Annotated in this window: 9 protein-coding genes; 7 read left to right on the top strand and 2 right to left on the bottom strand. The window is 70.6% G+C overall.

Annotated elements, in window-relative coordinates:
* Nucleotides 1-3: 3 nt before the first annotated feature.
* Nucleotides 4-630, top strand: a complete 627-nt coding sequence (locus KBX21_RS26525; RefSeq protein WP_049578310.1) for a TetR/AcrR family transcriptional regulator — start codon at nt 4-6, stop codon at nt 628-630.
* 448 nt (nt 631-1,078) lie between these two features.
* The gene (gene pgi / locus KBX21_RS06450) at nt 1,079-2,773 is read left to right on the top strand and encodes a glucose-6-phosphate isomerase (protein WP_210841315.1); all 1,695 of its coding nucleotides are present in this window, start codon (nt 1,079-1,081) and stop codon (nt 2,771-2,773) included.
* A 42-nt stretch (nt 2,774-2,815) separates the two neighbouring features.
* Here pgi and KBX21_RS06445 read toward each other — a convergent pair whose 3' ends face one another.
* On the bottom strand, nt 2,816-3,475 hold the full coding sequence (locus KBX21_RS06445; RefSeq protein ID WP_049578306.1) for a GntR family transcriptional regulator: 660 nt from the start codon (nt 3,473-3,475) through the stop codon (nt 2,816-2,818).
* A gap of 29 nt (nt 3,476-3,504) precedes the next feature.
* Nucleotides 3,505-4,995, bottom strand: coding sequence for a chlorohydrolase family protein (locus KBX21_RS06440; RefSeq protein WP_210841314.1), 1,491 nt, complete (start codon nt 4,993-4,995; stop codon nt 3,505-3,507).
* Between the two features lie 145 nt (nt 4,996-5,140).
* Between KBX21_RS06440 and KBX21_RS06435 the strand changes: the two genes are divergently transcribed.
* The 5 genes from KBX21_RS06435 to KBX21_RS06415 all read left to right on the top strand — a co-directional run bounded on the left by KBX21_RS06435 (nt 5,141) and on the right by KBX21_RS06415 (nt 12,079).
* Nucleotides 5,141-6,541 carry a DUF3100 domain-containing protein gene (locus tag KBX21_RS06435; RefSeq protein ID WP_247665327.1) on the top strand — a complete coding sequence of 467 codons (1,401 nt, stop codon included), beginning with the start codon at nt 5,141-5,143 and terminating at the stop codon, nt 6,539-6,541.
* A gap of 40 nt (nt 6,542-6,581) precedes the next feature.
* Nucleotides 6,582-7,790: an amidohydrolase gene (locus KBX21_RS06430; protein ID WP_210841313.1), complete on the top strand. Its 1,209-nt coding sequence runs from the start codon at nt 6,582-6,584 to the stop codon at nt 7,788-7,790.
* Between the two features lie 80 nt (nt 7,791-7,870).
* On the top strand, nt 7,871-8,896 hold the full coding sequence (locus tag KBX21_RS06425) for an ABC transporter permease (RefSeq protein ID WP_210841312.1): 1,026 nt from the start codon (nt 7,871-7,873) through the stop codon (nt 8,894-8,896).
* 103 nt (nt 8,897-8,999) lie between these two features.
* Nucleotides 9,000-10,808, top strand: a complete 1,809-nt coding sequence (locus tag KBX21_RS06420) for an ABC transporter substrate-binding protein (protein WP_049578295.1) — start codon at nt 9,000-9,002, stop codon at nt 10,806-10,808.
* A 257-nt stretch (nt 10,809-11,065) separates the two neighbouring features.
* The gene (locus KBX21_RS06415; RefSeq protein ID WP_049578292.1) at nt 11,066-12,079 is read left to right on the top strand and encodes an ABC transporter permease; all 1,014 of its coding nucleotides are present in this window, start codon (nt 11,066-11,068) and stop codon (nt 12,077-12,079) included.
* The last annotated feature ends 1 nt before the right edge of the window (nt 12,080 follow it).

Below are 12,080 nucleotides of genomic sequence, written 5' to 3'. Positions count from 1 at the left end.
CGTGTGGCAACCCCAGACACCCGCACCCAGATCCTCGACGCGGCCGAGCACCTCTTCGCTGAGCACGGATACCGCGGCACCTCGGTTCGCGCGATCACCACACGCGCGGGAGCCAACCTTGCCGCCGTCGGCTACCACTTCGGCTCGAAGTCGGAGCTGATGGCCGCGGTCGCCCGCCGCGTGATCGAGCCCATCAACGCGGCCCAGTGCGCCGGGCTCGACCGACTGCTCTCCCGGACCCCCGAACCACCGGTCGCCGAACTGGTGGAGGCGTTCGCGGGGCCGATGTTCGACGGGATGCGGGCCGACGGCGCGGGCGCCCGGACGTCCCGGCTGATCATGACGATCCTCAGTGACCCCGCCGAGGAGGTACGCAGCTGGACCGGCCCGGCCGAGGACTCGGTCCGCGAGCGCTACCTCGCCGCCTTCGCGCGCGCACTGCCCCGCCTGTCCCCGGAGGAACTGGGGTTCCGGATGCGGGGGATCCTCGCCGTGACGGCCGTCGACCGCCTGGAGGTCCACCAGGAGCCCACACCGGGCTGCGGTTCCCCGGGGCCGGGCGAAGCGGCCCGGAAGTGGGCGATCACGTTCCTCGCGGCGGCGATGAGCGCGCCTCCCACCCGGACCTGACGAGCCCGGACGGACGCTGGCGGCGCGGGTCGGGCGGCGTTTGCCCCGCGGCTCGCCGTGTTCAGGCCGTTGGTGTCCCGGAGGGGCTGGAGACGGGTTGGGCCGAACTCGCCCAGGCGGAGCAAGGCGGCGGGATCGCCTGATCGCGGTGTCTCCTCGCCCTCGGCGATGACATGAGGGGTTCCTTCGAGCAGCGCGGCACCACGGGTCGAACGCTGGTTGTGCGGCACTGGCTCGTGGAGGCCCGCGCCCCGGTCCGGCGGTGACGGGAGGCGGCACGACGCGGAGCGGCCCCAGCCCCGGTCCGGCGGTGTGAATCGCGTCCGTTGGCGCTCTGACGTGCGCGGAAGGGCCCGTGGTTGGGGGCTTTCGTGGGAGGGTAGGGGGACAGCCGCACGCGGTGTCCGGTAGGGCCCGCAGCCGATCATGGACGACGAGGAGCGACCGGATGTCTGCGAGTACACCCCTTCCTCGGACCGAGGACGTCGGGAACCGGTCCGGTGGGGCCGTCCCCCTGGATCGTCGGAAGGAGTGGGCCGCCCTGGCCGAGCACCGCGAGTGGTTCCGCGGCACCCACCTGCGGGACCTGTTCGCCGAGGACCCCGAGCGGGCCGACCGGTTCTCACTCGACGTCGGGAACCTGCACGCGGACCTGTCCAAGAACCTCCTGACCGAGCGGACGCGGGGGCTGCTCACCGATCTGGCGGAGGCCACCGGGGTCGCCTCCCTGCGTGACGCCATGCTGCGCGGCGACCACGTCAACCTGACGGAGGACCGCGCCGTCCTGCACACCGCCCTGCGGGCCCCACGCGGCGTGGTGATCCGGGAGGGTGGGCGCGACGTGGTGCCCGAGGTGCACGCGGTCCTGGACCGGATGGCGGCCTTCGCCGACCGGGTACGCGCACGGCGCTGGCTGGGCCACACCGGCCAGGCGGTCACCAGGGTGGTCAACATCGGCATCGGGGGTTCCGACCTGGGCCCGGCCATGGCCTACGAGGCGCTGCGCCCGTACACCGACCGCGGGCTGGAGTTCCGCTTCGTCTCCAACGTCGACGGCACCGACCTGCACGAGGCGCTGATCGACGCCGACCCCGAGCGGACCCTGTTCGTGGTCGCCTCCAAGACCTTCACCACCCTGGAGACGGTCACCAACGCCACGGCCGCCCGGGACTGGCTCCTGGCCGGGCTGGGAGCGGACTCCGACGCGATCGCCCGGCACTTCGTGGCGGTCTCCACGAACGAGGAGGAGGTCTCCCGCTTCGGGATCGACACCGCCAACATGTTCGAGTTCTGGGACTGGGTGGGCGGCCGCTACTCCTACGACTCCGCGATCGGCCTGTCCCTGATGGTGGCCCTGGGTCCCGAGCGGTTCCGCGAGATGCTCGCGGGCTTCCACCTGATGGACACCCACTTCGCCACCGCTCCCGCGGAGCGCAACCTACCGTTCCTGTTGGGCCTGCTCGGTGTCTGGTACGGCGGGTTCTTCGACGCCCAGTCCCACGCGGTGCTGCCCTACAGCCACCACATGTCGAAGTTCACCGCCTACCTCCAGCAGCTGGACATGGAGTCCAACGGCAAGTCGGTCCAGCGTGACGGCCGCCCCGTCACCTGGCAGACCGGCCCGGTGGTGTGGGGGACACCCGGGACCAACGGGCAGCACGCCTACTTCCAGCTGCTGCACCAGGGAACCAGGTTCGTCCCCGCCGACCTGATCGGGTTCGCGCGCCCGGCTCCGGACCTGCCCGAGGGTCTGGTGCCCCAGCACGACCTGCTCATGGCCAACCTGTTCGCTCAGGGGCAGGCGCTGGCGTTCGGCCGCACCTCCGACGAGGTCGCCGCCGAGGGGGTGCCCGCGGACCGGGTGCCGCACCGGACCTTCCCCGGCAACCGCCCAACCAGCACGATCCTGGCCGACCGGCTCGACCCGTCGGTGCTCGGCCAACTGGTCGCCCTCTACGAGCACAAGGTGTTCGTCCAGGGCGCGGTGTGGAACGTCAACTCCTTCGACCAGTGGGGTGTGCAGCTGGGCAAGGTCCTGGCGAAGCGGGTACAGCCCGCTCTGACCGAGGGCGCCGAGGTGCCCGACCTGGACGCCTCCACGGCCGCCCTGGTCCGGCGGTACCGGGACCTGCGCGGCCGCTGACCCCGTGACGGGGAGTCCCTGCCGGGGCTCCCCGGGGACCGGCTACCCCTCGCCGCCGACGGCGGCGAGGGAGGGGCCGCGTCCGGCCTCGATGTGCGCGGCCATGGTCAGCCTCGCGAGCCGGGAGTTCCCGGTGCTGACCGCGGCGTAGATCTCGTGGTGCGCCTGGAACTCCAGGTGGGGGTCGCGGAAGGCCGTCAGGGCGAACAGCCAGCGGGAGCGGGAGAGGATCGGAGCCATGAGCTCGGACAACAGCTCGTGACCGGCGGCTTCGACCACCTGCGCGTGGAAGTCCGCGTTCGCGGTCATGATGTGGTCCGGGGAGCCCGTCTCCGTTGCCTCCGCGGTCGCCTCCATGGCCGCCGCCAGACCGGCGTGCACGTGCCCCTCGGAGTGCTGGTGGGCCGCCCGCTCGGCGGCGAAGGGTTCCAGCCTGATCCTCAGGTCGAAGAGCTCGTCGACCCCCGAGGGGGACATCGTCCGCACGGTCGCGCCCTTGTGGGCGCTGGTCATGATGAACCCGTCGTGCCTGAGGTTGCGCAGCGCCTCGCGCACCGGGAGCCGGGACACGCCCAGCTCCTCCGAGAGCTCGCGTTCGCGCAGCCGCGCGCCCGGTGCGTACCGGCCGGAGATGATCCCCTCACGGATGGCGACCTCGGCCGCCTGTGTCAGAGGGGCCGACCCACCCGATGTCCGTGTCATGAGACCCGTTCCCGCCGTGTGCGCTTGGTTCACCCCCGGCCGGTGCGGGCGTCCTCGGACTCGGCCCGCAGAACCGGGAACGACGGGGGGAAGAGGGCCTCGACCGGGCGGTGGAGGCCGTCCCGCTCACTGTAGCCGCGCTGGAGTTCCCCGAACACCTCCTGCGCCTGGTTCCTGAGCGAGTCCAGGTCCACACCGGGCAGTCGCCCGTCGGTCACGACCGGACGACCGGCGACGAAGGTGTGGGTGGCGTTGCGGGCGGTGCCGTTGAGCACCAGAGTGCGCAGGGGGTCCTCCACGACTCCGTCGCGGAAGTCGCCCAGGGAGAACGCGGTCAGGTCCGCGCTCGCTCCGGCCTCCAGGCGTCCGAGGTCGGGACGCTTGAGCGCGGCCGCGCCGCCCAGGGTCGCGGCCTCCATGTAGCCGCCCAGACTGACGGCGCCGTTCCCGTAGAGCAGGCGTGAGGCGTGCAGGCCCACGTCCATGCCGCGCACGAGGTCGGGCGGGAAGGAGTCGGTGCCCAGCGCCATCGTGACCCCGGCGTCCCGGAAGTCGTTGAAGGTCTCCAGGATGTCGCCGTACCGGAAGGTGGTCAGGGGGCAGTGGATCACGCTCACGCCCGCCCTGGCCAGGCGGGTGATGTCGACGCCGTTCGGGCCGGTCAGCTCCGGGTTGCGGTCGGTCCACAGGGCATGGGGGATGAGCAGCCGGTCGTTGAGCAGTCCGCTGCGCTCGATCAGGTCCAGCGGGGTGAGACCGTGGCGCTGGATGATCACCTCGCGCTCCCACGGCTGTTGGAGGGAGTGCAGGCGCACGAGGAGTCCGCGCTTCGTGGCCTCCTTCGCCGTGCGCTCCAGCAGTTCGGGCGTGAGCGTCTCGATACGGCAGGGGAGGAGGACCGGTCGGACCAGGTCGTCGCCGCGCTCGGAGAGTTCGTCCGCGAAGCGCAGCGCCTCGTCCAGGCCGGACTCACCGCGCTCGGGGGCCTCGACGAAGGTGCGCTCTCCGTCTGCGACGGCGCCCACAGCGGAGCGGTACGAGGGGCCGAGGTAGCCGCGCAGGCCCCACTCACGGGTGAGGCCCGCCAGATGGCGCAGCTCGTCGGCGGACTCGTTCCACTCCAGGTGGATCTCCGAGGCGATCGGCATGTAGGTCGTGACGCCGTGCAGGGCGAGCTGCGCGAGTCCGAACCGGCGCAGGACGTCGCGCTGGTCGGGGGTCAGGACGTCGCGCGGGCGGTCGCGCCAGTGCTCGACGGAGCCGACCAGGGAACGGGCGTGCGCGGTGTCGTGGTGCGCGTCGAGGATGAGGTGGTCGATGTCCACCAGGGCGTCCAGGTCGATCAGCCCGGGGGTGAGGATCGAGTCGCCCAGGTCCAGGACGGGCGCGGTCGATCCCGGGGTGCCGGTGCCCACCTCCGTGACGACGCCGTCGGAGTGGGCGACGTAGCCGTCCTTCAACCAGACGTGGGAACCCTCGGAATGCGCCAGCACGTACCGTGCTCTGATGACCTGATCCATGAAACTTGTATACCACGAGCCCTTAAGGCGGGGATGGGTGTGCTCGTAAGTGCAGCTGAAGTTGGGGCTATATCGCTCTTGACAGCGGTTTTGTCCCAACCATAGGCTCCTCGAAAATTGAGCGGCTCACTGATTGGTATCCCAGATGAGGGCAAGAAAGCAGCAGGCGGAGTCGCACGGGGACGTGTCGGACCGCGGTTCGGTCGGTCGCGGTGACTGGGTGACCGCCATCGGCGTGAGCGTGCTGATCAGTGTCGTGGCCGTGTTGGTCGGCGAACACAAGTTCCGGGTCGGGCCCGCCGCCATCGTGCTGTTCCCGCTGGTCTGGGTGGTTCTGCTGGGGGCCGTCGTCGGCCTCCAGCGGTGGCTCCCGCTGCGCGGAGGCACCCGTTCGGCGGGCGAGGCCCTGATCCCGGTCGGCATGGTCCTCTTCCTCGCGATGCTCGGCACCGGCATCGGCCCGTCGATCGGCATGGTCGAACAGGTCGGACCGGCCCTGCTCATGCAGGAGGTGGGCCAGCTCTTCGGGACGATCATCCTCGCGCTGCCCATCGCCGTCCTGCTCGGCATGGGGCGCGCGGCCATCGGCGCCACCTGGGCGATCGACCGGGAGTCCTACCTGGCCTACGCCATCGACCGGTTCGGGACCTCCTCGCCCGAGTACCGCGGGGTCTTCGGCGTCTGGATCATCGGTTCGATGTTCGGTGCCGTCTTCATCTCCCTCATCACCAGCGTCCTGGGCGGCACGGGCCTGTACAACCCGCTGTCGCTGGCCCTGGCGCTCGGTGTCGGCTCCACCTCGATGATGCTCGGCGGAGTGGGCGCCCTGGCCCTGCTCTACCCCGACCAGGCCGCCGAGATCGCCGCCCTGGCAGCCCTGTCCAACCTGGTCACCAACATCGTCGGCTTCTACGCGGGTGTCTTCATCGGCCTGCCCGTGGCCCGTCGCCTCTACGGCTTCTGGTGCCGTGTGTTCCGCCGCCCCGCCCCGGAGATCGAGGAGGCGAGGCTGGTCGCCCGGGGTCAGGTTCCCGAGGGCGACGCCTCGGTACGGTCCAAGGAGGACGGCGACGCGGCGGCCGAGGCCGAAGGGCCGCGTGACCCCGACGTCCCCCGGGGATGGCGGCCGGGTGTGGCCGCCTACGCCTTCGCCGGTGTGGCGGGACTGCTACTCAACTGGCTGGGCACCGGCGGCTTCCACCCGCGCGACGTCGCGGGCATGGCCGTGCTGCTGCTGATGACGGGGATCGCGATCCTCCTGGCCCGCAAGGTGAGGGCCATCCCGGCCACGGTCTGGGTCCTGGCGATCGCCACGATCGTGACGACGCCGATCTCCCCGGTCTCCGGGGTGATCGCCGACCTCGTCCAGAACCTGAACGTGCTCCTGATCGGGCTGCCCCAGCTCGCGCTGGTCGGGATGACCATGGGCCGCGACCGCAAGGCGTTCTCGCAGCTGAGCTGGAAGATCGTGGTGGCGGCCGTGCTGACCTTCACCACCACCATCGTCGCCTCCGCCACGCTCGCCGAGCTGTTCATCAACCTGTAGCACCCGGCCGAACCGAGCCCCCACCCGAAGGGAACCCCGCATGCTGCGCGTCACCAACGCCGTCCTGCCCGGCCGGACCGAGCCGGTCACCGTCGTCGCGGAGGACGGGCGCATCACCGCGATCCAGGAGGGACCCGTCGCCGGGGCCCCGGGCGACGAGGTCATCGACGCCGCGGGTCGGACCGTCCTGCCCGGGCTGGTCAACGCCCACGCCCACATTGACAAGACCCTCTACGGCGGACCGTGGGTCTCGGCGCCACAGGTGGAGACCGTGGCCGAACGCGTCGCCCATGAGCGGCGCCACAGGGACGCCCACGGTCTGCCCTCTCGCGAGTACGCCTCCGCTCTGGTGGAGGCGATGGTCGCGGCGGGCACCACGCACCTGCGCACCCACACGGACGTGGACCCGGGCGTGGGCCTGCGGGGGATCGAGGCCGTCGCGGAGGTCGCGCGCCGGTACCGGGGCGTGATCGACATCGAGCAGGTGGCCTTCCCCCAGGGCGGGCTCGTCACCAACCCGGGGACGCTCTCCCTCCTGCGGGACGCGGTGGGGGCCGGGGCCTCGGTGATCGGAGGACTCGACCCCGCGGGGTTCGACGACGCACCCAACGCCCACCTCGAAGCCGTCTTCGACCTCGCCGCGTCCACCGGCACGGGCATCGACATCCACCTGCACGACGGCGGGTCGCTCGGAGCCTGGGAGATGGGCCTCATCGCCCGCATGACGCGGGAGCACGACCTGGGCGGCCGTGTGGCGGTGTCCCACGCGTTCGGGATCGCGCACCCGCCCACCCAGACCCGACTCCTCGAACAGTTCGCCGAAGCAGGCGTCGCCCTGGTGAACGCGGCGGTCTACGACGCCCCGGTGCCGCCGCTCCGGGCCTGCGCGGAGCACGGGGTGCTCCTGGCCGGCGGTACGGACGGCATCAACGACCTGTGGGGCCCCTTCGGCGACGGCGACATGCTGCGTCGGGCCATGCTCATCGCCTACCGCAACTCCAGCCGCTGCGACGACGAACTGCTGCTGGCGCTGGACACCGTGACGACCAACGCCGCCCGTGTGCTGGGGATCGGCGACCACGGCCTGAGGGTGGGCGGCCCCGCCGACCTGGTGGTCGTCGACGCGCGGTCGGCGGCCGAGGCCGTCGCCAAGGTACCGGGCCGCGACCTCGTGCTCAGGTCCGGAACGGTCGTCGCCCGTGACGGTGTCTTCGTCGGCGCGGAAGGTGGAAACGCCCCACTCCGCTAGTGCAAACTCTGCGTAGTCAAGTAGCAACACGTTGACACCGACGGGTGGCTACACGCAGAGACAGCAGGAGGCAGGGGTACATGACCGCGCCGATGGACGTGCCTGATTCCTCGCAGCACGCCGAGCCAGAAGCGGTCGTCGCGGGGTCCAGGAACGCCGCCAGCCGATCCCTGCGCCAGATCGCCTGGCAGCGGTTCCGCAAGGACAGGGTCGGCATGACCGGCGGGGTCGTGGTCGTCCTCCTCATCCTGGTCGCGCTCCTCGCGCCCCTGCTCACCGCCTGGTTCGGACACCCGCCCAACCAGTTCAACCAGGGCCTGGTCGACCCGCTCACCGGCGGGGTCCTGCGCGACCCGGACGACCCCGCCCGGGGACTGGACCCCTGGGGCGGGATCAGCGCCCAGTACCTCCTGGGAGTGGAGCCGGTCAACGGCCGCGACCTGTTCAGCCGCATCGTCTACGGCGCGCGCACCTCCCTGCTGGTCGCCACGGTCGCCACCGTGGTGTGCGTGGTCATCGGCACCGTGCTGGGCATCCTCGCCGGGTACTTCGGCGGCTGGGTGGACGTCGTCATCAGCCGCACCATGGACATCTTCCTCGCCTTTCCCCTGCTGCTCTTCGCGATCGCCCTGGTCGGCGTCATCCCCGACGGCGCCTTCGGCCTGTCCGGCAACAACCTGCGCATCGGCGTCCTGGTGTTCATCATCGGGTTCTTCAACTGGCCCTACATCGGCCGGATCGTGCGCGGGCAGACCCTCACCCTCAAGGAACGCGAGTTCGTCGAGGCCGCGCGCAGCCTCGGCGCGGGCAGCACCCACATCGTCTTCCGCGAGATCCTGCCCAACCTGGTCACGCCGATCCTCGTCTACTCCACCCTGCTCATCCCCACCAACATCCTCTTCGAGGCGGCTCTGAGCTTCCTGGGCGTGGGCATCAACCCGCCCATGGCCACCTGGGGCGGCATGTTGGAGAACGCCCTGCGCTTCTACACCACCTCGCCGCACTTCGTGATCATCCCGGGTCTGGCCATCTTCGTCACCGTCCTCGCCTTCAACCTCTTCGGTGACGGGCTGCGCGACGCCTTCGACCCGCGCTCCTCCGACTGACACCCCGCACGGGCCCCCACGGCCCCACAGTCCAGCCGAGACCCTCGGCCATCCGGGGCCGTGCGCCGCACGGCCCCACCAGCGAACCGACCAGGAGGCCCAGGTGACCACCCTTCACTTCACGCGCCAGCAACCGCCCGGGCGGCGCGGCGTGTTCCGCCGAGTCGCCGCACCCGCGGCCGCGGGTACCGCCATGGCGTTGCTCCTGGCCGCTTGCGGCGGCGGGAGCGGAGGCGGCGGCGGGCAGTCCGACGCCGAGTTCAACGAGGGCGAGACCACCATCGTCAACCCCTCCGACCAGTCCGGCGGGACCCTGCGCTACGCCATCTCCTCCGACTTCGACTCTCCCGACCCCGGCAACACCTACTACGCCTTCAGCTGGAACTTCTCCCGCTACTACGCGCGCACCCTGCTCACCTACACCGAGGCGCCCGGCGAACAGGGCATCGAGCTCCAGCCCGACCTCGCCGAGGCGATGCCCGAGGGCAACGACGACTCCACCGAGTGGACCGTGCGCATCAAGCCGGGCCTGAAGTTCCAGGACGGTTCGGAGATCACCGCCGAGGACATCAAGTACGCCATCGCACGCAGCAACTTCGGTGACCAGGCGCTGCCCAACGGCCCCAAGTACTTCCAGGGGCTGCTGGCCGACAGCGACGACTACGAGGGCCCCTACGCCGACGAGGGCGACCCGCTGGCCGGGTTCGACGGAATCGAGACCCCGGACGACCACACGCTGGTCTTCCACCTCAAGGACAGCTTCTCCGAGTTCCCGTACCTGCTCATCCAGCCGCAGACCGCGCCGGTTCCCGCCGATGCCGACCGGGGCGAGCAGTACCAGAGCAACGTGATCTCTTCGGGGCCCTACAAGTTCGAGGGGGAGTACCGCCCGGGAGTCTCCCTGAACCTGGAGCGCAACGACCAGTGGGACGCCTCCACCGACCCCACCCGCAAGGCGCTGCCGGACCGGATCGAGGTGGAGCTGGGCGTCGACCAGAACGAGATCGACCAGCGGCTGGTCAACGGCGAACTCGACGTGGACCTCGCCGGGGCCGGTGTCGGACCGGCGATGAAGGGCACCGTCATCACCGACGAGGGCCAGCGCCACAACGTCGACAACCCGCAGACCAACACCCTGCGCTACGTCAACATCAACACCGTCATGGAGCCGCTGGACGACCTGGCCTGTCGCCAGGCGGTCATGTACGCGGCCGACCGGGACGCCCTCCAGCGCGCCTGGGGCGGCGACACCGGCGGTGACATCGCCACCCAGATCATGCCCGGCGCCCTCCCCGGCTCCGACCCGAGCTTCGACCCCTACCCGTCCGACGACAACAAGGGCGACCTGGACAAGGCCCGGGAGAAGCTGGAGGAGTGCGGGCAGCCGGACGGCTTCTCCACGGCCATCGGCGCCCGCGCCGACCGACCCTCGGACGTCAGCACCGCCGAGGCACTCCAGCAGGCCCTGGCCCGGGTGGGTATCGACACGGAGATCAAGCAGTACCCGTCCGACACCTACACCAACACCCAGGCGGGTTCGCCGTCCTTCGTGGCCGACAACGACCTGGGGCTGACCGTGTACGGCTGGGCGCCGGACTGGGCGAGCGGCTACGGGTTCATGAGCAAGATCCTGGACGGTGACGCGATCCAGCAGGCGGGCAACTCCAACATCTCCGAACTCGACGACCAGCAGATCGACGACTGGTTCGACGAGGTCGTCGCGGTGGCCGACCCGGACGAGCGAGCCGACATCTACACGAAGATCGACGAGCGGGCGATGGACCAGGCCGCGATCCTTCCGGCCGTGTTCGAGCGGACGGTGCTGTACCGTCCCGCGAGCCTGACCAACGTGTACTACCACGCGGGCTACTCGATGTACGACTACATGGCCCTGGGCACCAGCAACAACTAGCGGGACCCGGGCGCGGCGGCGGTTCCTCGGGGGAGGGGCCGCCGCCTCCGTGCGCGGAGAGGCGGCGCTTTGGATCAGCCGGCGCCGCGCGGCCCGGACGACGGCCTCGATGGGCGTGTGCCCGACCCCTTGTACACGCCGACTCCAGCGCGTGATCACCTGATTGCCATGGGTTACCGTTTGGCTCCGGGGTGGAGTCGTCTCCGCCCCGACCCGAGCCCCGAGGCCCTGTCCCCTGACGAGAGAAGGCACGCGCCTTGCTGACCTACATCCTGCGCCGCCTCGGCGCGGGTCTGCTGCTCCTGGCCGTGGTCACCATGGTCACCTTCGCCATCTTCTACGTGGTGCCACGATGGGCGGGCCGGACCACCGAGCAGCTGGCCACGATGTACGTGGGCCGGGCACCCACCCCCGAGGCGATCCAGGCCACCATCGAACGCCTGGGCCTGGACCAGCCGATCGTGGTCCAGTTCGGCGAGTTCGTCCGGGGCATCTTCTTCGGCGCCCAGTACCAGTTCGGCCGGGACACCATCGAGTGCTCGGCCCCCTGCTTCGGCTACTCCTTCCAGACCTACCAGGAGGTGTTCCCCGAGATCATCTCCCGCCTCCCGGTGACGGCCTCCCTGGCCATCGGCGCGGGCGTCATCTGGCTGGTGGGCGGCGTCGCCGTCGGCGTGATCTCGGCCGTGTGGAAGGGAAGTCTCTTCGACCGCCTGGCCATGGGCATCGCACTGGCCGGTGTCTCCCTGCCGATCTTCTTCACCGGTCTGCTCGCCCTGGCCTTCCTCGTCCACTCCTGGGGCCTGTTCGCCACTCCGCGCTACGTGCCCTTCTCCCAGGACCCCCTCGCCTGGGCCCAGGGCATGCTGCTGCCGTGGCTGACCCTGGCGTTCCTGCACGCGGCCATGTACGCGCGGCAGACCCGGGCGGGCATGTTGGAGACCCTCAACGAGGACTACATCCGCACCGCACGGGCCAAGGGCCTCAGTGAGCGCAAGGTCGTGCTCAAGCACGCCCTGCGCCCCACCCTGACCCCCATCGTCACCATCTTCGGCCTGGATCTCGGGTTGGTCCTGGGCGGCGCGGTCCTGACCGAGCAGGTCTTCTCCCTCAACGGGATCGGCCGGTACGCGGTCCAGGCCATCACCCAGAGCGACCTCCCGGTCATCCTCGGCGTGACCCTGTTCGGCGCGTTCTTCATCGTCATCTGCAACCTGCTGGTCGACCTGGTCTACCCGCTCATCGACCCGCGCGTGCGCATCCACAACTGAG

The organism is Nocardiopsis sp. B62 (assembly GCF_018070675.1).
GTDB classification, from domain to species: domain Bacteria; phylum Actinomycetota; class Actinomycetes; order Streptosporangiales; family Streptosporangiaceae; genus Nocardiopsis; species Nocardiopsis prasina.
Note: the sequence above shows the minus strand (reverse complement) of the source record. Positions and strands in the feature narration are given on the sequence as shown.